This is a genomic window from Tenacibaculum aestuariivivum (assembly GCF_964507685.1).
Lineage (GTDB): Bacteria > Bacteroidota > Bacteroidia > Flavobacteriales > Flavobacteriaceae > Polaribacter > Polaribacter aestuariivivum.
On record NZ_OZ208414.1, the window covers coordinates 853,278 to 876,093 of the forward strand.

Annotated in this window: 24 protein-coding genes; 9 read left to right on the top strand and 15 right to left on the bottom strand. The window is 28.5% G+C overall.

The window, feature by feature from the left end; translation table 11 throughout:
* Nucleotides 1–287 precede the first annotated feature (287 nt).
* Genes ACN5J4_RS03585 through ACN5J4_RS03605 form a run of 5 tightly spaced genes read left to right on the top strand, consistent with a single transcriptional unit; the run spans nucleotide 288 to nucleotide 3,314 of the window.
* Complete coding sequence (locus ACN5J4_RS03585; protein WP_418650803.1) at nucleotides 288–950, top strand: ABC transporter ATP-binding protein; 663 nt, start codon at nucleotides 288–290, stop codon at nucleotides 948–950.
* Nucleotides 951–994: 44 nt separating this feature from the next.
* Nucleotides 995–1,546: a CPBP family intramembrane glutamic endopeptidase gene (locus ACN5J4_RS03590; protein WP_418650804.1), complete on the top strand. Its 552-nt coding sequence runs from the start codon at nucleotides 995–997 to the stop codon at nucleotides 1,544–1,546.
* A gap of 1 nt (nucleotide 1,547) precedes the next feature.
* Nucleotides 1,548–2,309 carry a TIGR02757 family protein gene (locus tag ACN5J4_RS03595; protein WP_418650805.1) on the top strand — a complete coding sequence of 254 codons (762 nt, stop codon included), beginning with the start codon at nucleotides 1,548–1,550 and terminating at the stop codon, nucleotides 2,307–2,309.
* Between the two features lie 45 nt (nucleotides 2,310–2,354).
* Nucleotides 2,355–2,909, top strand: coding sequence for a PAS domain-containing protein (locus ACN5J4_RS03600; protein ID WP_418650806.1), 555 nt, complete (start codon nucleotides 2,355–2,357; stop codon nucleotides 2,907–2,909).
* A 15-nt stretch (nucleotides 2,910–2,924) separates the two neighbouring features.
* Nucleotides 2,925–3,314 carry a DUF6122 family protein gene (locus ACN5J4_RS03605; RefSeq protein WP_418650807.1) on the top strand — a complete coding sequence of 130 codons (390 nt, stop codon included), beginning with the start codon at nucleotides 2,925–2,927 and terminating at the stop codon, nucleotides 3,312–3,314.
* A 308-nt stretch (nucleotides 3,315–3,622) separates the two neighbouring features.
* Here ACN5J4_RS03605 and ACN5J4_RS03610 read toward each other — a convergent pair whose 3' ends face one another.
* Nucleotides 3,623–4,360 carry a diphthine--ammonia ligase gene (locus ACN5J4_RS03610; RefSeq protein ID WP_418650808.1) on the bottom strand — a complete coding sequence of 246 codons (738 nt, stop codon included), beginning with the start codon at nucleotides 4,358–4,360 and terminating at the stop codon, nucleotides 3,623–3,625.
* A gap of 257 nt (nucleotides 4,361–4,617) precedes the next feature.
* Nucleotides 4,618–5,979 carry a 30S ribosomal protein S12 methylthiotransferase RimO gene (rimO, locus tag ACN5J4_RS03615; protein ID WP_418650809.1) on the bottom strand — a complete coding sequence of 454 codons (1,362 nt, stop codon included), beginning with the start codon at nucleotides 5,977–5,979 and terminating at the stop codon, nucleotides 4,618–4,620.
* A 151-nt stretch (nucleotides 5,980–6,130) separates the two neighbouring features.
* Here rimO and ACN5J4_RS03620 point away from each other — a divergent pair, with 151 nt between their 5' ends.
* Nucleotides 6,131–9,277: an N-6 DNA methylase gene (locus tag ACN5J4_RS03620; protein ID WP_418650810.1), complete on the top strand. Its 3,147-nt coding sequence runs from the start codon at nucleotides 6,131–6,133 to the stop codon at nucleotides 9,275–9,277.
* Between the two features lie 2 nt (nucleotides 9,278–9,279).
* Nucleotides 9,280–9,474 (top strand): hypothetical protein, encoded by a 195-nt coding sequence (locus ACN5J4_RS03625; RefSeq protein ID WP_418650811.1) that lies wholly within the window; start codon nucleotides 9,280–9,282, stop codon nucleotides 9,472–9,474.
* A 68-nt stretch (nucleotides 9,475–9,542) separates the two neighbouring features.
* Here the strand turns inward: ACN5J4_RS03625 and ftsY are convergent, their stop codons facing one another.
* From ftsY to ACN5J4_RS03660, 7 genes are all read right to left on the bottom strand, one after another.
* Complete coding sequence (ftsY, locus tag ACN5J4_RS03630) at nucleotides 9,543–10,496, bottom strand: signal recognition particle-docking protein FtsY (protein WP_418650812.1); 954 nt, start codon at nucleotides 10,494–10,496, stop codon at nucleotides 9,543–9,545.
* Between the two features lie 238 nt (nucleotides 10,497–10,734).
* On the bottom strand, nucleotides 10,735–10,887 hold the full coding sequence (locus ACN5J4_RS03635) for a DUF4295 domain-containing protein (protein WP_418650813.1): 153 nt from the start codon (nucleotides 10,885–10,887) through the stop codon (nucleotides 10,735–10,737).
* A gap of 37 nt (nucleotides 10,888–10,924) precedes the next feature.
* Entirely contained in the window at nucleotides 10,925–11,107 is a 183-nt protein-coding gene (gene rpmG / locus ACN5J4_RS03640) for a 50S ribosomal protein L33 (protein WP_028887391.1), read from the bottom strand.
* A 28-nt stretch (nucleotides 11,108–11,135) separates the two neighbouring features.
* Nucleotides 11,136–11,375: a 50S ribosomal protein L28 gene (gene rpmB / locus ACN5J4_RS03645; RefSeq protein WP_101917051.1), complete on the bottom strand. Its 240-nt coding sequence runs from the start codon at nucleotides 11,373–11,375 to the stop codon at nucleotides 11,136–11,138.
* Nucleotides 11,376–11,629: 254 nt separating this feature from the next.
* Complete coding sequence (locus tag ACN5J4_RS03650) at nucleotides 11,630–12,877, bottom strand: competence/damage-inducible protein A (protein ID WP_418650814.1); 1,248 nt, start codon at nucleotides 12,875–12,877, stop codon at nucleotides 11,630–11,632.
* 43 nt (nucleotides 12,878–12,920) lie between these two features.
* Nucleotides 12,921–13,529: a fumarylacetoacetate hydrolase family protein gene (locus ACN5J4_RS03655; protein ID WP_418650815.1), complete on the bottom strand. Its 609-nt coding sequence runs from the start codon at nucleotides 13,527–13,529 to the stop codon at nucleotides 12,921–12,923.
* 86 nt (nucleotides 13,530–13,615) lie between these two features.
* Nucleotides 13,616–14,455, bottom strand: coding sequence for a 1,4-dihydroxy-2-naphthoyl-CoA synthase (locus ACN5J4_RS03660; RefSeq protein WP_418650816.1), 840 nt, complete (start codon nucleotides 14,453–14,455; stop codon nucleotides 13,616–13,618).
* 93 nt (nucleotides 14,456–14,548) lie between these two features.
* Here ACN5J4_RS03660 and ACN5J4_RS03665 point away from each other — a divergent pair, with 93 nt between their 5' ends.
* Entirely contained in the window at nucleotides 14,549–15,790 is a 1,242-nt protein-coding gene (locus ACN5J4_RS03665) for an alpha/beta hydrolase-fold protein (RefSeq protein WP_418650817.1), read from the top strand.
* Between the two features lie 76 nt (nucleotides 15,791–15,866).
* On the opposite strand, the gene ACN5J4_RS03670 is transcribed toward ACN5J4_RS03665, so the two are convergent.
* The 4 genes from ACN5J4_RS03670 to ACN5J4_RS03685 form a co-directional block, all read right to left on the bottom strand.
* Nucleotides 15,867–16,316: a DNA-binding protein gene (locus tag ACN5J4_RS03670; protein ID WP_418650818.1), complete on the bottom strand. Its 450-nt coding sequence runs from the start codon at nucleotides 16,314–16,316 to the stop codon at nucleotides 15,867–15,869.
* A gap of 1 nt (nucleotide 16,317) precedes the next feature.
* On the bottom strand, nucleotides 16,318–17,970 hold the full coding sequence (menD, locus tag ACN5J4_RS03675; RefSeq protein WP_418650819.1) for a 2-succinyl-5-enolpyruvyl-6-hydroxy-3-cyclohexene-1-carboxylic-acid synthase: 1,653 nt from the start codon (nucleotides 17,968–17,970) through the stop codon (nucleotides 16,318–16,320).
* 77 nt (nucleotides 17,971–18,047) lie between these two features.
* On the bottom strand, nucleotides 18,048–18,701 hold the full coding sequence (gene fsa / locus ACN5J4_RS03680) for a fructose-6-phosphate aldolase (protein WP_418650820.1): 654 nt from the start codon (nucleotides 18,699–18,701) through the stop codon (nucleotides 18,048–18,050).
* Nucleotides 18,702–18,767: 66 nt separating this feature from the next.
* Entirely contained in the window at nucleotides 18,768–19,568 is an 801-nt protein-coding gene (locus tag ACN5J4_RS03685) for an SDR family oxidoreductase (RefSeq protein ID WP_418650821.1), read from the bottom strand.
* Nucleotides 19,569–19,661: 93 nt separating this feature from the next.
* Between ACN5J4_RS03685 and ACN5J4_RS03690 the strand changes: the two genes are divergently transcribed.
* Nucleotides 19,662–21,308 (top strand): M1 family metallopeptidase, encoded by a 1,647-nt coding sequence (locus tag ACN5J4_RS03690; protein WP_418650822.1) that lies wholly within the window; start codon nucleotides 19,662–19,664, stop codon nucleotides 21,306–21,308.
* 64 nt (nucleotides 21,309–21,372) lie between these two features.
* Here the strand turns inward: ACN5J4_RS03690 and ACN5J4_RS03695 are convergent, their stop codons facing one another.
* Both ACN5J4_RS03695 and recF read right to left on the bottom strand, forming a co-directional pair.
* Nucleotides 21,373–21,669, bottom strand: a complete 297-nt coding sequence (locus tag ACN5J4_RS03695) for a DUF721 domain-containing protein (RefSeq protein ID WP_418650823.1) — start codon at nucleotides 21,667–21,669, stop codon at nucleotides 21,373–21,375.
* A gap of 31 nt (nucleotides 21,670–21,700) precedes the next feature.
* Nucleotides 21,701–22,780 carry a DNA replication/repair protein RecF gene (recF, locus tag ACN5J4_RS03700; protein WP_418650824.1) on the bottom strand — a complete coding sequence of 360 codons (1,080 nt, stop codon included), beginning with the start codon at nucleotides 22,778–22,780 and terminating at the stop codon, nucleotides 21,701–21,703.
* Between the last annotated feature and the right edge of the window lie 36 nt (nucleotides 22,781–22,816).

Consider the following 22,816-nt stretch of genomic DNA (forward strand, 5'->3'; position numbering starts at 1 on the left):
TTATTATTCTTTTCTTCCAAATTTTATTTTTACTTAACATTAAAAATTATTTTAATTTACATATATTTTATATACTATTTTTATAATTTAAGTATTTAAATTATAACTATTTTAAACCTGTTAATAGGCAAATAAAAAATCAACATGCTATTATATTCCAACTTTTTTATTTTAAAAATTATAACATGCTAAAAAACATTATGTAAAAATTTATAATCTGAAATAAACCTGTGTTTAAAGACTATCTAATTTCTTTTTTATACATTCGTTATCCTGAATTTAGAACTATGATTATTGCAAAAAATATCCATAAAAACTATGGTGATGTTGAAATTTTAAAAGGAGTAAACCTTCATATTAAAAAAGGAGAAATTGTTGCTATTGTAGGACCTTCTGGTGCAGGAAAAACAACTTTATTACAAATTTTAGGAACACTTGACACACCTAAAACTACTAAAAGTTACGAATTATATCTAAACAACACCTCTATAAAAGGGTTAACTGATAAACAAGTTTCTTTTTTTAGAAATAAACATATCGGTTTTATTTTTCAATTTCATCAATTATTACCTGAATTTACAGCACTTGAAAATGTATGCATACCTGCTTTTATTGGTGGAAAATCAAAAATGGTTACCGAGAAAAAGGCTAAAGAATTGTTAACTTTTTTAGGCTTAACACACAGAGAAAACCACAAACCTAATGAACTATCAGGAGGAGAGCAACAACGTGTTGCAGTTGCCAGAGCCCTAATTAATGAACCTGCTGTTATTTTTGCTGATGAACCTTCAGGTAATTTAGATTCTACTTCGGCTAAAAACTTACATGAATTATTTTTTAAACTTCGTGACAAATTCGGGCAAACTTTTGTTTTAGTAACTCACAACAAAGAATTAGCTGAAATGGCAGACCGTACTTTGACTATGAAAGATGGAGTTATTGTTGAATAACCTAACAAATTAAAGGTTTTAACTATTTATTTATAAACTATATAATGATAAAAACTTTTAACCAACTTATTGATTATTTAAAAAACCCGATTTTAGAAAAAGATAAAAATCAAAACTTATTTTATAAATTTAAAATATTATTGCACTTACTTGTTATAAGCATATTTACCGCTGCCCTTTTAACCCCTTTGTTTGGATTAATTAATCATTTTGGATGGGTAGATATGGATAGCCACGCAATGGAAAAATTACTAAAAAAAATGTCTAAAACTCACGTTTTACTGTTTGCCGTAATAATAGCACCTTTGCTAGAAGAGTTAGTTTTTAGAGCCCCAATAACCTTATTTAATCATAAAAAAAACTTCAAAATAGTTTTTTTTACATTTGCTATTATTTTTGGGTTCATTCATTTATCAAACTTTGAAATTACAACTAATGTACTTTTATTGGCCCCAGTTTTAGTAGCTCCACAAATAATTTTAGGAGGTTATTTAGGGTTTATTAGGGTTCGCTTTGGTTTAATTTGGAGTATTCTTTTACATGCTAGCTATAATGCTTTTTTTGTTTTTAGTAGCTTTGTTGCAGATTTAACGTAGCATGAATAAAATAGACCTTAAAGAGTTTCTTGACGAAAAAGTAATAAAATATAATAACCCAAATTTTATAGAAAGCGACCCTATCCAAATTCCTCATCAATTTTCTTTAAAACAAGACATTGAAATAGCTGGTTTTTTAGCAGCAACAATTGCCTGGGGAAACCGAAAAATGATTATTAAAAATGCTTTAAAAATGATTGAGCTATTAGGCAATTCACCTTATGATTTTGTAATCAATCATACTGAAAATGATTTAGCTTCCTTTGATGGCTTTGTACATCGTACTTTTAATGCTCATGATTTTAAACAATTTATAAAATCACTCCAAAACATTTATAAAAATCATAACGGATTAGAGGCTGTTTTAGCAACAAATAACACCGATAATTATCAAATAGCTATTCATAATTTCAAACAAATTTTTTTTGAAATACCATATCAAAAAAGAACCTTAAAACATGTTTCTGACCCTTTAAAGGGCTCAGCTTCAAAACGCATAAACATGTTTTTACGCTGGATGGTTAGAAATGATAAAACAGGCGTAGATTTAGGTATTTGGAAAACTCACAACCCAGCACACTTACACTGTCCGTTAGATGTTCATTCAGGTAATGTTGCTCGAAAATTAGAAATTCTAACAAGAAAACAAAACGATTGGAAAGCATTAAGAGAGCTAGACAATACCTTACGAAACTTTGATAAAAATGATCCTGTAAAATATGATTTCGCTTTATTTGGATTAGGCGTATTTGAAAAATTTTAATTTCTTACTTTTACTTTTTATTCTAATTTACAAAATTTAGTTTACATGAAAAATAATTTATCAAACATGATGTGCTTAGATATCTTTTTATCTTCTTTAAGTGAAGCTAATTACGTAAACACTAAATTATTAATAAAAGTTTCTCCAAAGCAAAACATTAACTTATTAAGCTGGGGAATACAAGATGTTTTTAAAGAAAACTCACTAATAAAAGATATTCGTAATCTAAAAGAACTTACCCAAAAGCATGGCTGGATAAATGAAATAAGTACTATTTTAAATAAAAATCAATACGAATCTCTTGTTATTACAAATACTGATAAAAAAATAGTATGGGTTAGTGATGGTTTTAAAAAAATGACTGGTTATAATAAAGAATATGTTATTAATAAAACACCAGCCTTTTTACAAGGAAAAAAAACATCTGAAATTGTAAAAAATAAAATTCGTCAAAAAATTTTAGCAAACAAACCTTTTAAAGGAATAATTGTTAATTACCGAAAAGACAAATCAACTTACAAGTGTGAATTAAAAATTTTTCCGCTTTTTTCAAAAGTCAAACCAACACATTTTTTAGCCTTAGAGCGAGAAGTCGTTTAATTTCACTAACTTTAAATGCAAACTATTACGCATTACTTTTTACATTTCGTATTTCCTTTTTTAATAGCTTACCTTTTTTTTAATAAAAACAGGATTAACGTATCGCTAATTTTAATAAGCACTATGCTTGTCGATTTAGACCACCTCTTTTCTACTCCAATATTTCAAGCAAACAGGTGCAGTTTTGGTTTTCATCTACTACATACCTATTACGCCATGCTAATTTACGTAGTGTTATTATTCTTAAAAAAGCCTTATAACATTATAGGTTTAGGGCTTTTATTACATATGTTTACCGATTTAATCGATTGTTTATTCATGTACAATAACTGTAAACAATGCTATATTAACACACCTGCCGAACCTATTTTAAAACAAATAACAAGTTTTTTTAGCCTATTATAAAAATTATTTGAAGCTAATCCCGCTTTCCGCACTCGCTTTTTTTGAAGAAAAATCAAAAAAGAGCTCAAACAATTGCTTCAATCGGGGCTAAAAACCTAAGATACACCTTTTAAAAAACTGCTAAAATTTGTTTAAATTTCAATTAAAACGTTTTATAGCTGAAAAAATCGAATCGAATCCGTCAAACTGAATTTATTTCAGTTTCACATCCTAATTTACAGTAGTTCTTTACTTTATGCGATGCTGAAATAAATTCAGCATGACGGTTAAACATTAAAAAATACTTTAGTTAAAATTTAAACAGGCTCTTATTCTTTTAAAATTAAATCACAATACCAAAAACTAGTATCATAACTTTTAACCTTTTCTTTAGTATTTGTATGACAATTCTGAGAATCATCTTTATTTAATGTATATGATTTTAAAAGCTTCTCACCTATTTCAAATTCAATAGAATTTTTAAAAATAGGCCCATCAAAACAAAAAGTATGAAACTCTCCATTTTCTCCACAAACATCAACATTATCAGGCAATTCGTTTATAAAATCTTCATCAATAATTCTTCCTACAAACTCTTCTCCTAATAATTTTGCATTTACACAAACTGTTATTGTTTTAAATCCAAGGGCTAAAAATTCTCTAAGTAACGTTTTAGTATCTTGTTTCCAAAGCGGATATACTCCTGTAATTCCTACTTCTTGTAATTTCGAATCTCTATATTTTTTTAAATCTTCTAAAAATATATCACCAAAAATAGCATTATTAAACCCTAATAATTTTAACTCATCAGTTTTGGCTTTCATTTTTTCGTTATATAAATCCATAGTAACATCCGCAGGAAAATATATTTTTTCTAAAGGAATAGCAATACTTTTAGCTTGTGCATCTAACAAGTTTTCATGAAGCCCGTGCATTGAAACACGCTGATAATCTTCATTTACATTGGTTATTAATTTTTCTATTTGATATTCTTTTTGCTGTAATATTTTATACAATGCAAATGCCGAATCTTTTCCTGAACTCCAATTAAAATATGCTTTTTTCATAAGGCTAAATTATAGAATTTAAAACACAAAAAATCCCGCTAAAAGCAGGATTTTTATATTTTAAAAATAAGTTTATTAGAATTTGTTTAAATTCCATTTAAAAACTTTTTATCGCTAAAAAATCGAATCCGTCAAACTGAATTTATTTCAGTTTCGCATCATAATTTGCCGTAATTCTTAGTTTTATGCGATGCTGAAATAAATTCAGCATGACGTTTATGTCTAAAAAACACTTTATTTAGAATTTAAATAAACTCTTAATGATTTATTTTTTTCTTCTGATTTAAACTCATTGGTTTTTCTTGCTTCACTAATGGAGTTCCGTATAAATCAAAATCTCCAGCTTCATCAATTTTAATGTCGATAAATTCTCCTAATTTAATATAATGTTTTGTAGCATCTACAATTACATCATTATCAACATCTGGCGAATCAAATTCAGTACGACCGTAAAAGTATTCTCCATCTTTTCTATCAAATAAACAACGGAAAGTTTTACCAATTTTTGCTTGATTTAATTCCCAAGAAATTTGACCTTGAACTTCCATAATTTCATTTACTCTTCGAAATTTCACATCCGCAGGAACATCATCTTCTAAAACAAAAGCACCTGTATTTTCTTCATGAGAATATTCAAAAGCTCCCATTCTTTCAAAACGCATTTCTTCTACCCATGCTTTTAACTCTTCAAATTGTTCTTCTGTTTCACCAGGATATCCAACAATTAACGTCGTACGAATTGCCATATTTGGCACAGTTTCTCTAAATTTATGAATCAATGCTGTTGTTTTTTCATGGGTTGTTCCACGCTTCATCGATTTTAAAATTTCGGTATTAATATGCTGTAATGGAATATCTAAATAATTACAAACCTTTGGCTCGTTTTTCATTACCTCTAAAACATCCATCGGAAAACCTGTAGGAAAGGCATAATGTAAACGAATCCATTCGATTCCGTCAACTTTTACTAATTCTTTTAATAAATCGGCTAAAGCACGTTTTTTATAAATATCTAATCCGTAATAGGTTAAATCTTGAGCAATTAGCATCAATTCTTTAATTCCTTTTTCGGCTAGTTTGGTAGCTTCAATAACAATATCTTCAATTGGTGTAGACTTATGTTTACCTCTCATTAAAGGAATTGCACAAAAAGAACAAGGACGATCGCAACCTTCAGCAATTTTTAAATACGCATAATGTTTAGGGGTCGTTGTTAAACGTTCTCCAATTAATTCGTGCTTATAATCAGCTTCTAAAACTTTTAATAATTGAGGTAATTCGTGTGTACCAAAATACTGGTCTACATTTTTAATTTCGTTTTCTAAATCGGGCTTATAACGTTCACTTAAACAACCCGAAACAAATACTTTATCTATTTCACCAGCTTCTTTACGTTGTGCGTAATGCAAAATAGTATCAATACTTTCTTCTTTGGCTTTTCCTATAAAACCACAAGTATTGATAACAACAATATTACCATCATCTTCAGGATCTTCATGAACCACGTTTTTACCATTGGCTTTTAATTGTCCCATTAAAATTTCACTATCGTAAATGTTTTTAGAACATCCTAGGGTAACTACGTTGATTTTATTCTGCTTTGGTGATTTTGTGCGCATTATACTATAAAAATTTAGGTTGCAAATATACTGTTTAAAAGCGTTTTTTTATACTGATACTAAACAAATAAAAATCGTATTTTTGCAAAAAGTTTTTTTCAAAATTATTTTAGTATTTTTTAAAAAAAATCTGCTGTAAAAACAAACTCAAATGACCATCAACTATAAAAAAATCATACAAACACTAGGATTTTCTCCAAAAGAAAATACTACTGGAATATTTCAAAAAATATATAATAAGTATAGTATTGAAATAGATTTTGAAAAAAATCAATTCGATTTTGGTGGAAAAATAAATTTTGGAGACTCAACAAAAACGATTCAAAATATCGTAAAACCAGAAGATTGGGTTGTTTTAGAATGCGTAAACAGGTTACTCGAAAAAGGCTATAAACCTGAAAATATTATCCTAGAAAAAACTTGGAAAACAGGACACGGAACAAGTGGACGCTTAGATATTTTAGTTACCCGTGATAACGGTGATGCCTATTTAATGATTGAATGTAAAACTTGGGGAACGGAGTTTGAAAAAGAATTTAAAAACTTACAAAAAAACGGAGGACAACTTTTTACCTACTTTCAACAAGATAAAAATGCCGAAATTATAATGCTTTACGCATCGGAATTAAATGGCGAAATCATTAACTATAAAAACGAAATTATAAAAATTGAAGAAGATTATAGGCAAACAGCCAATGTAAAAGACTTCTTCGAAAGATGGAATAAACTTCCAAAAGAAAACGGAATTTTTGATAAGTGGGCTTCTGCTTACCAATTTCAAAGCAAAGCTTTAATAAAAAATGATTTAATTGTTTTAAAACAAGAAGATAGTAGTTTCATTTTCAATCGTTTTTTAGAAATTTTAAGACACAATGTTGTTTCTGATAAACCAAATGCGTTTAATAAAATTTTCACTTTATTTCTTTGTAAAATTGTAGATGAAAATAGAAAAGAAAATGAACCACTACATTTTCAATGGATTGAAGGAGAAGATACTCATATTTCTTTTCAAAAACGACTAACAGACCTTTACAACAGAGGAATGGACGAACTTTTAGAAAAAAAAGTAACCGATGTTAGCGATGAAGAATTTGATAAACAATTTGGACAAATAGCAGAAGAAGATAGAACCAAAATAAAAGATATTTTTACAGAACTTCGACTTAAAAAAAACAACGAATTTGCTATAAAAGAAGTGTATGATAATGCTTCTTTTCAAGAAAATGCAAAAGTTGTAAAAGAAGTCGTAGAACTTTTACAAGTTTATAAAATTCGATATAATTATCGCCAACAATTTTTAAGTGATTTCTTTGAATTATTATTAACAACAGGATTAAAACAAGAATCAGGACAGTTTTTTACACCTGTTCCTATTGCTCGTTTTATCATAAAAAGTTTGCCTTTTAAAGAAATAACAACAACAAAAATTAAAAAAGGAAATAAAAAAGACTTATTACCTACAATAATTGATTACGCAACAGGAAGTGGGCATTTTATTACAGAATCAATGGAAGAGGTTCAAAAGCATATTGAAACCTTAACCCCAAGCGATTACAGCCCAAGTACAAAAAGAGAATTAGTAAGTTGGAAATCGAACCCATTTGATTGGGCAGAAAAATATGTTTACGGAATTGAAAAAGATTATCGACTCGTAAAAACCGCAAAAGTTAGTTGCTACTTACACGGAGACGGTTTAGCTAAAGTAATTCATGGAGATGGTTTAGGTGATTTTGAAACATCAAAAGAATTTAAAGATTTACTTTGTGAAACTGATAAAAACTATCCGCAGGATAATAAACAATTTGATATTATTATCTCAAATCCGCCGTATTCGGTTTCGGCTTTTAAAGGGCAAATGAATGAAAATAAATCAAAAAAAGCATTTGATTTATACGACAGATTAACCGACCAAAGTAGCGAAATAGAATGTTTGTTTATTGAACGAACAAAACAACTTTTAAAAGATGGTGGAGTTGCAGGTATTATCTTACCAGATACCATATTAAATAATACTGGAATTTATACACAAACCAGAGAAATCATCTTAAAATATTTTGATGTTTTGGCAATTGCAGAAATGGGTTCTAATACATTTATGGCAACTAAAATAAAAACAATAACCTTGTTTTTAAAACGTAGAAATAATGCCGATTGGATAAATATTCAAGCTTCGGCAACAACTATTTTTACAAATCTGCAAGATATTACCATAAACGGAATCGAAAATCCGCTGAAAAAATATGTTACAAAAATTTGGGAAGGAATCTCTTTTAATGATTACAAAACCTTATTAGAGAAAAAACCAAATAAAAATATCTTAAATACCGAAATTTATCAAGAATACAATAAAAAAATAAAAGCCAAAAACGAACAAGAAAAACTAAACGCAATTTTAAAAATTGAACAAGAAAAATTAGTATATTTTATCATTGCTTTACCTCAAAAAATCGTTTTAATAAAAACAGGAAATAAAACAGATGAAAAACAATTTTTAGGATACGAATTTAGCAATCGTAGAGGAAGCGAAGGAATACACGCTGTTCAAAGAGAAAAAACCATAGACGATTGTACACAATTGTATGATGCGGATAGTTTTGATAATCCGAATAAAGCAAGTCATTATATTTATAAAGCGTTTTCTGAAAATAAATTTGATTTAGAAATTCCCGAAAATTTAAAAGAAAATATAGGGTATGAAAACTTTGTTGATTTATTTACTTTTGACGATACTACTTTTGAAAAAAAGATTTCACTATCAAAAAAAGAACAATTAAACTACGAAGATATTTGGAATACAAAAGAACTCCTATTTTTAAGAGATATAGCAACAATAAAAAAAGGTAGTACAATTACAAAGGCTAAAACTACTAAAGGAAATATTCCTGTAATTGCTGGAGGACAGAAACCAGCATATTTTCACAATAAATCAAACAGAGATGGTAATATTATTACAGTGAGTGCATCAGGTGCATATTCTGGTTATGTAAATTATTTTTCTAACCCAATTTTTGCTTCTGATTGCAATACAATTCTTTCTAAAGATGAATCTTTATTTTCTACAAAGTTAATTTTTCATGTTTTAAAATCTATCCAAAAAGAAGTATATCATTTACAAAGAGGACAGGCACAACCACATGTTTATGGCGTTGATTTAGAAAAAATTAAAATACCTAAAAACATTTCTAAAAATCAAATAAAAATAATTTCGGAAATATCTAATTTAGAAAAGAAATCCAAAACAATTATAGTTAAAGACATCGATACTAAAATTAAAAATATTATTTTAAAATATACCTAAAAATGGATATACAAGAAAAAATATTAAGTGCTATTAACACAGGAAATCTTTCAATTAAAAATGAAGGAGAAAAAAAATGGTACAATTATAAGCTAAGAATAACTAAATTATTTTGGAATAGAAATTTATTTGACGGACACCTAATTGAAATTTATGACTTTAAAACAAATATTCATTTATCTACAATTAAATTATAATATTTTTTTTTAGAATAAATTTAAACGTTAAAAAGCTCTCAAAATTGAGAGCTTTTTTTATATTTTTCTTATTTAAAAAAAGAATCAACAAACTCATGTTTATTAAACACTTGTAAATCATCAATTCCTTCACCAACTCCAATATATTTTACAGGAATTTGAAACTGATCTGAAATACCAATTACAACACCTCCTTTTGCCGTTCCGTCAAGTTTTGTTACTGCCAAAGAAGTTACTTCCGTAGCTTTGGTAAACTGTTTTGCTTGTTCAAAAGCATTCTGACCTGTTGAACCGTCTAAAACTAATAATACTTCATGTGGAGCATTGGGTATTACTTTTTGCATTACACGTTTAATCTTTGTTAATTCATTCATTAAATTAACTTTGTTATGCAAACGCCCAGCCGTGTCAATAATAATAACATTAGCATTTTGATTTACACCTGATTTTACGGTATCAAACGCTACAGAAGCAGGGTCTGACCCCATTTCTTGGCGAATTATTGGCACATCAGTTCTATCTGCCCAAATTTGTAATTGATCTATTGCAGCAGCTCTAAATGTGTCAGCAGCACCTAAAACAACTTTTAAACCTTTCTTTTTAAACTGAGATGCTAACTTACCAATAGTAGTTGTTTTACCAACTCCATTTACACCAACAACCATTATTACATGTGGTTTATTATTTTCAGGAACATTAAATTCTGTTTCGTCTTTAATATTTGTTTCTGACAATAAACCTGCTATTTCATCTCTAAGTATTTGGTTTAATTCATCAGTACCTACATATTTATCTCTAGCTACCCTAGCTTCAATTCTATCAATAATTTTCAATGTAGTATCTACCCCAACATCAGAAGAAACTAGTATCTCTTCTAAGTTATCTAAAACTGCAGCATCTACTTTTGTTTTTCCGGCAACGGCTTTAGATAGTTTAGAGAAAAAACTTGTTTTAGTTTTTTCTAAACCTTTATCTAATGTTTCTTTTTTCTCTTTTGAAAAAATCTTCTTAAAAAAACTCATAGTTAAATTTTATAATCGCTTATATAGGTTAAAAACTATACCAAACTTATTATATAGTCAAATTGTCATTATATAATACTTTTGTATTAAATATATTGGTATTGTTTACACTCAATATTGAAACCTGACTGCCAATAGCTTGCCTCAAAAAGGGTAAAACCCAAAAACACCGATTTATATGACAAAAAAAAGCTACTCTCTAATGAAAGTAGCTTTTATATATTTTATAAATAAGTAATTAATTTTTCTTTATAAAATCATTTACTTGTGCAGGATCCATAATAGCTTCAATAAATGTGTAAGCTCCTGTTTTTGGAGATTTCACCATTTTGATTGCTTTGGTTAATCTTTTCGCTCCTGTTTGTAACGATGCTACTGATTTCTTTGCCATGTTCTATGGTTTATTTAAAGTTTAAAAAAACTTTTAATTATTTAATTTCTTTATGAACTGTCATCTTCTTTAAAATAGAATTAAATTTCTTTAATTCCATTCTATCAGGAGTATTTTTTTTGTTCTTTGTAGTAATATAACGTGAAGTTCCTGGTTTACCAGTCGCTTTATGTTCAGTACATTCTAATATAACCTGAACTCTGTTTCCTTTTTTTGCCATCTCTGTGAAATTTTATCTAAGTAAGGAATTATTTAGTTAAGAAACCATTTTCTCTAGCGTCTTTAATCACTGCAGAGATTCCTTTTTTATTAATATTTTTTAATGCAGAAGCAGATACTTTAAGTGTAATCCACTTATCTTCTTCTGGTATAAAGAAACGCTTAGTCATTAAATTAGCGTTAAATTTTCTTTTAGTTCTATTTAATGCGTGAGAAACATTGTTCCCAACCATTGCTTTTTTTCCTGTAAGTTCACAAACTCTAGACATCTTCTTGACAGTTTTTTAGTGTTATTTCTAAACGAGGTGCAAATTTACGCTTTTATATTGATTGCGCAAAAATTTCTCTTTTAAATTCTTATTATTTTTGATCTATTCTAACTGAGGTTAAGCATCTAACCTACTGGAAGCGTAACTGCCGGCAAATTTACAAATTTATTTTAATAAAAACAGCTATAATAACTCAAAAATTATAAACTATAAAAATGTTAGGTTTAGTAAGTGTTTAAAGCATTTCTTATAGATTAATTTCTCAAAATATCCTGAAGCAATAACTCTAATGCTTTTGTTACAGTTCTATTTATCACTTTTTCTCTCGGCTGGCCAAAATTAAATTCATGTACCTCAACTTTAGTTGTTGTAGCAATAGCTATATAAACCACACCTATACTTTTATCGGTATTATCTGTAGTAGGCCCTGCATTTCCTGTAACCGCTATAGCATAATCTGTTTTTAACTTTTTTAAACAACCAATAGCCATTGCTTCGGCAACTTCTTTACTTACAACACTAAACGCTTTTATTAGCTGTTTCGAAACACCTAATAATTGTTCTTTTAATTCGGCAGTATAAGTAACAAAACCTCCTTTAAAATAAGCCGAAGATCCTGCTATTGACACTAAATTAGCAGCTATTTTACCCCCTGTTAAACTTTCGGCAGTACTTAGAGTTTTGTTTTGAACCATTAATAAATCTCCTACTCTTTTTTCAATAGACGCATCTGTATCAAAACCTATAATTACATCAGAAATTAAAGTATTTAATATTGCTACTTCGCTAGCTACTTCTTTTTCAATAACCTCTTTATTGACTCCTTTTGCCGAAATTCGTAATCGAACCTTTCCGAAAGATGGCAAATAAGCTAATTTTATATGTGATGGTAAATTATTTTCCCAAGTTTCAATTCTTGCAGCAATAACACTTTCACCTACGCCAACTGTCATTATTGTGGTGTGCAATATAAATGGTAGCTTATATTTTTGCTGAATTCGAGGTAATACTTCATTTGTTATCAACCCTTTCATTTCATATGGTACTCCTGGCAATGACACAAAGACAGTATTGTTTTCAAAAAACCACATTCCTGGTGCCGTACCAAATTGATTTATTAACAAAGTTGCTGTTGATGGTAATTGAGCTTGATATTTTTGAACTTCATTGTAAGGGTGGTTTATTTTTTCAAATAACTGTTTAATATGCTCAATTACTTGAGGATATTCAACAATTTTATCATCATTAAAATATTCAGCGATTGTTTTTTTTGTAATATCATCTTTTGTGGGGCCAAGACCTCCTGTAATAATTACGATATCAGCTCTACTTTCAGCTTCTTTTAAAGCATTTAAAATATGTTTTCTTTCATCTTGAATAGAGGATATTTGATAAACCGAAACTCCAATTTTATTTAATTCTTGACCAATCCACTGTGAATTTGTATCAACAATTTGACCTATTAAAATTTCATCTCCAATTGTTATTATTTCTGCGTTCATATCTTTTTATTAAAAAAGAATCCCGCAAAAACGGGATGTCTATTTATTTTACTTTTATTTGAAAAGCTTCTTTTCCTTCAATAACACCTGTTAACACATCATTTTCTACAACTTTACCAACTCCTGCTGGTGTTCCTGTAAAAATAACATCACCTTTTTTCAAGGTAAAATATTTTGATACATAACTAATTAACTCATCAATTTTCCAAAGCATTGATGTTGTGTTTCCATTCTGAACTATTGTTTCGTTTTTTTGTAATTGAAAAGAAATGCTCTTTAAATCAAATTCTTCCTTCGGATAAAAATTACCAATAACAGCACTACCGTCAAAGGCTTTTGCTTTTTCCCAAGGTAATCCTTTTTCTTTACACTTTGTTTGTACGTCTCTTGCTGTAAAATCAATTCCTAAACCTATTTCATCATAATATTTATGAGCAAATTTTGACGAAATATGTTTTCCTACCTTATTTATCTTTACTAAAACCTCTACTTCATAATGAATATCGTCAGAAAAAGGTGGAATAAAAAAAGGCATTTTTTTTGGAAGAATTGCAGAATCTGGTTTTAAAAAAACAACAGGATTTTCTGGTTTTTCATTTGCTAATTCTTCTATATGTTTGGCGTAATTACGCCCTATACAAATTATTTTCATTTATTTTAATTACGAATTAATAATTTTAAATTACAAATTCTTAAAAATAACAATTCGTAATTCATCATTGAAAATTTATTAATTAACTATGGTATCCAAGTTTTAGGAAAGTTTGGTTTTCTTTTTTCTAAAAAAGCATCACGTCCTTCCTTTGCTTCTTCTGTCATATAAGCTAAACGAGTAACTTCACCTGCAAATACTTGCTGACCAACCATACCATCATCCGTTAAATTCATGGCGAATTTCAACATTTTTATTGATGTTGGCGATTTTTCTAAAATTTCTTGTGCCCAATCAAAAGCCGTTTGCTCTAATTCATCATGAGGTATTACAGCATTAACCATTCCCATTTCATAAGCCTCTTGCGCAGAATAATTTCTTCCTAAAAAGAAAATTTCACGTGCCTTTTTCTGCCCAACCATTTTAGCTAAATATGCTGATCCGTACCCTGCATCAAAAGAAGTTACATCGGCGTCGGTTTGTTTAAAAATGGCGTGTTCTTTACTTGCTAATGTTAAATCGCAAACAACATGTAAACTATGTCCGCCACCTACTGCCCAACCTGGCACTACACAAATAACCGCTTTTGGCATAAAACGAATTAATCGCTGTACCTCTAATATATTTAAACGATGATAACCATCTTTACCTACATATCCTTTTTCTCCACGTGCATTTTGATCACCTCCAGAGCAAAAACTCCATATTCCATCTTTTGCAGAAGGCCCTTCTGCTGACAATAATACTACTCCTATGTTAGTATCTTCATGTGCATCCTGAAAAGCATCTAGCAGTTCTGAAGTAGTATGTGGTCTAAAAGCATTACGTATATTCGGACGGTTAAAAGCAATCCTAGCTACATTATGTGACTTTTTATAAGTAATATCATCATACTCTTTGGCAACTTTCCATTGAGGTTGTATCATATTTTTAAAGTATTAACGTTAATAAGTTGAGCAAAAATAACATAATAACTTTGTTTTTCTTTTCTATATTTGAATGATAAAACACAAACCTCTATGAAACAAATATATTTTTTACTTACCTTATTGATAAGTAGTAGCATTTTTTCGCAAAAAACGATTACCGATAATATTAACTCTAAAGAACTTAACACTACCAGATTGGTAAAAATTTATATTCCAGAAAACTATGATAATGAAGAAACAGTTAGTTATCCTTTAGCTATTGTTTTAGGAGACCAATATCTTTTTGATATGTATGTTGGTAATGCTAAACTATACGCAAATAAAGACAAAGCCCCAAAACAGATAGTTGTTGGTATAAATATGAATAATACTTATAATAAAGATGTTTCTATTATACCATCTAACAATGCATTAACAAATAGTTCCCAAAAATTTCAAAACTTTATAAAAAAAGAATTAATTCCTTATATGGAGTTAAATTATAGAACTTCTCCTTTTATAACAATAGCTGCTGAAGGAAAAGGATCTGATTTTATAACTTACTTTTTAAAAGATACAGAACCTATTTTTAATTCTTTTATTTGTATTACACCTCAATTTACTCAATTTAGCGGTGGTAGAATTGAATCTTATTCCTTAAACCGATTAAGTACTATTGATAATTCTTATTTTATATATGCTAGTAATAATAAAAAGTATATTTCTCAAAAACAGAGTGATAGATTTAATGAAATAGGCACCTACCTATCATCATTTGAAGCAAAGAACATACACATTACTTTTGATAAGTTTGTTAATTCACCTAATCACTTAGCTGTGATTGGAGAAACCATACCTAGAGCTTTTGATAAAATGTTTAAATTATATGCTAAAATAACCAAAAGTGAATTTGAAGCTAACATTAAAGACTTAGCTCCTATGGACGCTATTAAATATGTTGAACAAAAATATTTAGATATTCAATTTCTATATGGATCTAACTTAAACGTTCGTTTAGATGATATTTTTGCTATCGAAGGAATTGTTATTGATAGACAAGATGGAGATTACCTACGTGTTTTAGGAGATTTTGTAATGATCAAATACCCTGATTCTCATATTGGTGATTTTTACGTAGGTAAATATCATGAATTAGGTAAAGATTATGAAAAAGCCGAGTTTTATTACAAAGCAGCTTTCGGCAAAATGGATCCGTCAGATCCTAAAGCAAATGCTTTTTATGAAAACATTAAAAGAGTAAGTTTATTAAAAGAAAGTCAACCTAAAGAAGAAATATTAGAAGACTTTCCTGATGAGAATCAAGACGAAGAGGAAGAGGAAGAGGAAGAATAATTTCTGTTTAAAAAAAAATAAAACCCCGCTACTTAATTAAATAGCGGGGTTTTATTTTTAAAAGTTATAAAATATACTATTTTATCAACTCAATTCTATCAGATTTTAGTTCTATTTTTTTATCCTTATATAAACCACCAATAGCTCTTTTAAATGCCTTTTTACTCATTTGTAAACGAAATTTAATAGACTCTGGTGAGCTTTTATCCGTTAACATTAAAAAACCTTTTTCATCTAATTTACGTAAAATAACATCGGCATCTGTATCAATTACATTTCTAAAACCTTGCGGACGTAAAGAAACGTCTATTTTACCATCTTCTCTTATTTTTTTAACATACCCATAGGTTTCCATACCTTCTTCTAGATCTTGGTAAACTTCACTATTAAATAATAAACCGTCAAATTCATCATCTATTAAAACGGTATACCCTAATGGAGTTTGCTCTATTATTTTCAAATTTACCTGATCTCCTTCTTGTAGTCCGTCTTGCGAGTTCTCTTGTAATCCGTCGTGTAATTCCATTTTATAAGTTTTTAAAATAGTTTTTTAAAACTACGTCATTTATTTCTTTTGGAGTAAAAATCTCCATTATTTTTGGTTGTTCAGATTTTGTGTAAAAATTATTTAAACCAATAGTTAATTCTTTTAAATTTAAAACAGCTGTATAATCAAAATTATACATTTTTGCCAAATGTTGTGCTGTTAAATTATGTGGCGTTTCAAAATAATCAGCAGCATTGGTTGTTAATGGTCCTGGAATAAATCTAAAAATACCACCACCTGCATTATTTAAAATAATAATTCTAAAATCATTTTTAATACTAGTATTCCACAAAGCATTACTATCATAAAAAAAACTTAAATCACCTGTTATAAAAGTAGTTTGTTGTTTATTTACAAAAGCAGCACCAATAGCTGTACTTGTACTTCCGTCAATTCCACTTGTTCCTCTGTTACAAAAAACACGTAAGGTATTATTTAAATTAAATAACTGAGAATATCTAATAATAGAACTATTACTTATTTGAAGCTGAGAATAATCAGGTATAACTTCTAAAATAGCTTCGAAAGCTTTTAAATCGGAATATTCACAAACTTCTAAATAATTTTCATGCTGTATTTCTCTTTCTTGATTGATTTTTAACCAATTTTGCTGATACTTACTTACTGATTTTTGAGTTTCAACAATTAATTTTTCTAAAAAAACTACTGGTTCTTCTTGAATAAATTCAGATAAACATTGATAAGTATCCATCGCCTTAAGTTCATCAATATGCCAATGATGTAATGGTTTAGACTTTCTTAAAATTTGTTTTATTTTTTTAGAAATAACCATGCCTCCTAAAGTAACTAATACTTCAGGTTTAAAAGTTGTAAAATCCGATTCTTTTAAAGGAAAAATAAGTTTATCAATAGCATTGATAAATTTTGGATGATATAAATTTGATGTAGTTTCTGTTAAAACTAAAACAGCTTCATCTTCTATAAACTTATCTAAAATACTTTGCAATTCTTTATTTGGAAAATTACTTCCTACTAAAATCATTTTTTTAGAAGACGAATTCCAAATTTCAGATAACTTTTGATAATCAATAACAGGTTCGGATGCTATTTTAGTAATACTTGGAAAATCAAAATCTTTTAAGACATCAACAGTTTCATACAAAGGCTCATCAAAAGGAACATTTATATGAATAGGTCCTTTTTTAAAAACAGCTTTATGTAAAGCTTCGTTTAATAAATTTGTATTATTTGTTAATTGATTTTCTGCCTCAATTAAATTTGCCGAAAACAAAATATGATTTTCAAATACATTTTCTTGACGAATAGTTTGTCCGTCACCAATATCAATTAAATGCTTAGGTCTATCGGCTGAAATAATCACTAACGGAATAGTACTATAAAAAGCTTCTGCTATTGCAGGATAATAATTTAACAAGGCTGAACCTGATGAGCAAATCATTGCTACAGGTTTTTGCTTTTGTTGTGCAATTCCCATAGCAAAAAAGGCAGCACAACGCTCATCAACAACACTTAGCGTTTCTATATTTGGATGATTTGAAAACCCTATAGTTAACGGCGCATTTCTTGATCCAGGAGAAATAACTACAGTATCAATATTAAAGTAATTACATGCAGAAATAACTAATTGTGCAAGTTCTTTTTTTGGAAACATTTTTTTTAGTTTAAAAAAATGTCATTTTAAAGCAATTACTTTAAAATGACATTTTGCTATAAAACCAACATTATTAGTTAGTTTCCTTTTTTATAATCTTCTAAAAACTTAGCTAAACCACTATCTGTTAATGGATGTCTTAATAATCCTTCAATAGCACTTAAAGGCCCTGTCATTACATCAGATCCTAATTTAGCACAATCAATAATATGCATAGTATGGCGTACTGAAGCAGCTAATATTTGTGTATCAAACATATAGTTATCATAAATTTGACGAATTTCTGAGATTAAATTTAATCCATCAGTAGAAATATCATCTAAACGCCCAATAAATGGAGAAACGTATGTTGCTCCTGCTTTGGCAGCTAATAATGCTTGCCCCGCTGAAAACACTAAGGTTACATTTGTTTTAATTCCTTTTGATGAAAAATATTTACAAGCTTTTATTCCGTCTTTTATCATTGGTAATTTTACTACAATTTGTGGGTTCAGCGCAGCTAAAGCCTCTCCTTCCTTTACCATACCGTCAAAATCTGTTGCAATTACTTCAGCTGAAACATCTCCTTCAACCAATTCACATATTTCTTTATAGTGGTTAATAATATTGGTAGCCCCTGTAATTCCTTCCTTTGCCATTAAAGATGGATTGGTAGTTACACCATCTAAAATACCTAAAGCTTGCGCTTCTTTAATTTGATCTAAATTAGCTGTATCTATAAAAAATTTCATCTGTATATGTGTTATGTAGTTAGGTTCAATTATATTTAAAAATCTGTTTTTTAATACCTTGCAAATTTACAATTTATAATGATTCATTAATAATTTTTGATAAACTTTATCAGGTAAAATTCGCTTTAAAACTACAGAAAATTTCTCCATAAACGCCCCTATTTTATAATGTATTTTCGGGTTTGTTTTTTCAATAATTTTGTGCATTGCTTTAGCCATTACTATCGGATCCATTCCTGATTTTACATGCCCATCCATCAATGCTAAATTTTCAGCGTATTTTTCTTTATAAGCCGAGCTTTCATAAACTGGTGTATGATATCTTCCTGATGCTATATTTGTTGCAAAATCTCCTGGTGCAACATTTATAACTTTAATACCAAAATTTTTCACCTCCATACTCATTGCTTCGGTAACCAATTCTAAAGCACCTTTACTTGCTGAGTAAATTCCTCTAAAAGGTAATCCCATATATGCCGCAATAGAAGTAACATTTATTATAATTCCACTTTTTTGCTTACGCATTTGTGGTAATACTGCTTTTGCTACATCAATAACACCAAAAAAATTGGTATTAAAATTAGCTCGCATTTCATCAGTTGGCGTATCTTCTATAGCTCCTGTAATTCCTTTTCCTGCGTTATTTATTAACACATCTATTCTACCTTCTTTTTTTATAACAGTATCAATTGCTGTTTGTATTGTTTTAGTGTTTGTAACATCTAAAGCAACCATAGCAAATGGAACGTGTACTTTTTTCGGATTTCTACTAGTTCCGTAAACTATATAATTTTTAGATTGTAAATAGCCTGCTATTGCTTTTCCTATTCCTGAAGATGCTCCTGTTATTAGTACTACTTTCGACATTTAGTTAATTTTATACAAATATGATAAAGTTAGTAATAATAAAAAAAGAGTTTAAACACTTATATTAGCTTACTTTTTAAGAAAAGTTATAACATGTATAAAAAATTAATTACCATCCTTTTTTTTTCAATAATTTGTTCTAATGCTTTTACACAAACTTCATTATTTGAGTACACTAAAAACTTTACTCGTCAAGACAGTTTACGAGGCACTATTACCCCTGAAAGAATTTGGTGGAATTTAACTTACTACCACTTAGATATACATGTAAATCCTGATAAAAAATTCATCTATGGAAAAAATACAGTTCAGTACAAAGTTATAAAACCACATAATATTTTACAAATTGACCTACAAGCTCCTTTAAAAATTACGAAAGTTATTCAGAATGGAAAAAAACTAAAAGTAGTTTCTGAAGGAAATGCTCATTTTATTCATTTAAAAAAACATCAAAAAACAGGGACTGTTAATTCTTTTGATATTTATTACGAAGGATATCCAAAAGAAGCTAAAAATGCACCTTGGGATGGTGGTTTTTCATGGAGAAAAGATACTAACGGAAATCATTTTGTTGCCACTTCTTGCCAAGGTTTAGGCGCAAGTGTTTGGTGGCCTAATAAAGATCACATGTACGATGAAGTTGATAGTATGGCAATTAGCGTACGTGTTCCTAATAACTTAATGAATGTTTCTAACGGAAAACTACGCGAAGTAGAACAACATAAAGACAATACTATAACGTATCATTGGTTTGTAAATAACCCAATTAATAATTATGGTGTAAATGTAAATATTGGTGATTATGTTCATTTCTCTGAAAAATATAACGGTGAAGCAGGTATTTTAGATATGGATTATTATGTATTGCGAAATAATTTATCAAAAGCAAAAAAGCAGTTTAAAGATGCTCCTAAAATGATGAAAGCCTTTGAATATTGGTTTGGGAAATATCCTTTTTATGAAGATGGATACAAGTTAATAGAAGTGCCATATTTAGGAATGGAACACCAAAGCTCTGTGACCTATGGTAACAATTATCAAAATGGTTATTTAGGACGTGATTTATCAAAAACTGGTTGGGGTTTAAAATTCGATTTTATTATTATTCATGAATCAGGACACGAATGGTTTGCTAATAATATTACCAATATTGATATTGCAGATATGTGGATTCATGAGAGTTTTACAGCCTATTCTGAAAGTTTATTTTTAGATTATTATTACGGTAAAAAAGCGGCTTCTGAATATGTAATTGGAACTCGTAAAAGTATTCAAAATGATATTCCTATTATTGGACAATATGGTGTAAATAAAGAAGGCTCTAGTGATATGTATTACAAAGGTGCGAATATGCTACACACTATTAGAACTTTAATTAATAATGATAAAAAATGGCGACAAGTTTTACGTGGATTAAATACTGTTTTTTATCATCAAACAGTAAATACAAAACAAATTGAAGATTATTTAATTGAACAATCAGAACTAGATTTAGCTTGTATTTTTGATCAATATTTACGTACTGTTAAAATTCCTGTTTTTGAATATAAAATAAATAATAATAAAATTTCATATCGTTGGAATAATGTAATTGAAGGTTTTGATATGCCTCTAAATATTTTAGTTGATAAAAAAACTCAACAATTAAAACCTACTAAAAATTGGCAAACCACAACAATTTCTTCAAATAAAACAACTATTGATGAAAACTTTTATGTGAATATTAAAAAATTGAAATAAAACATTCTAATAAAAAACTCATTACTATAAATAACGGTTTTTTTTATTTTTATAGATTAAAAAATTACACTAACATCAATTTTTTCACAATATTAGCACCCATTTCTTCATTAATCATTCTAATAATTTTGTCTTTTCCGTAACCTAATTCCTCCCTTAAAACAGAAGATGATAAACGAACAATTAAAGTTCCGTTTTGTAATTTTATATCGCTTGTATAAGATACCACACCTGTGCCCATTAATTTTTGCCAAGCCTCATCAATATGAATTTTTTGAAAACCTTTATTTAAATTCCCTTCCTTTATATAACTTCCTAATAAATCTTTAATTGATAAACTATCATTTTCTCTTTTTGCCATAATTATAAACCTTAAACTCGTTAAAATAATACTACAATTTAAATATTTGATATTCTTGATTACTCGTTTTAATAACACTTTCTGTTCTATCAAAATGAGTATCGGTTATAAAAATTTGTCCAAACGCATCATTATTAACCAAAGCTACAATTTGTGCTACTCTATTTTCATCTAATTTATCAAAAATATCATCTAATAATAAAATAGGTGTTACGTTTGATTGTTTTTTTATAAACTCAAACTGCGCTAACTTTAAAGCTATTAAATATGATTTTTGTTGCCCTTGAGACCCAAATTTCTTAATAGGATATTCACCAATTTCAAAACTCAAATCATCTTTATGAACCCCTGCAGATGTGTACTGTAACATTCTATCTTTGTCTAAACTTTGAGCAAACAAATCGGTCAATGAAATTTCGTGTAACTGACTTTTATAACGTAAATTTACTTGTTCCTTTGCCCCTGAAATAATTTGATGCTTCTCATTAAAAATAGGTGCAAATTCTGCTAAAAAAGTTTTTCTTTTTTGATAAATTACAGTTCCGTATGCGACCAATTGTTCATCATAAACTTTTAAATTTAAAGCGTCAAAAGTTCTGTTCGCTATAAAATATTTTAACAAAGCATTACGTTGGCTTATAACTTTATTATAAGAAATTAACGTTTGTAAATAATTTTTATCTTGCTGAGAAATAACACCATCAATAAATTTTCTTCGTGTTTCACTTCCTTCCACAATTAAATCTCTATCAGCAGGCGAAATAATTACTAAAGGTAATTGCCCAATGTGTTCAGAAAACTTTTCGTAGGCTTTACCATTTCTTTTTAATATTTTTTTTTGTCCTCTTTTTAAAGAACATAAAATTTTCTCATTTCTATCACCTAATTGGTAATCACCTTCAATCATAAAAAAATCTTCACCATGCCTAATATTTTGCCCTGCCACCGAATTAAAGTAACTTTTTGCAAAAGATAAATAGTAAATAGCATCTAACACATTGGTTTTACCAATACCATTATTACCTACAAAACAATTTATTTTCTTCTGAAAATCAAAAGATTGCGTTTCAATGTTCTTAAAATTAACTAGTGATAATTTTTGCAAATACATGAATATATTTTTTTTCAAAAAAGAAAGCGCAAATTA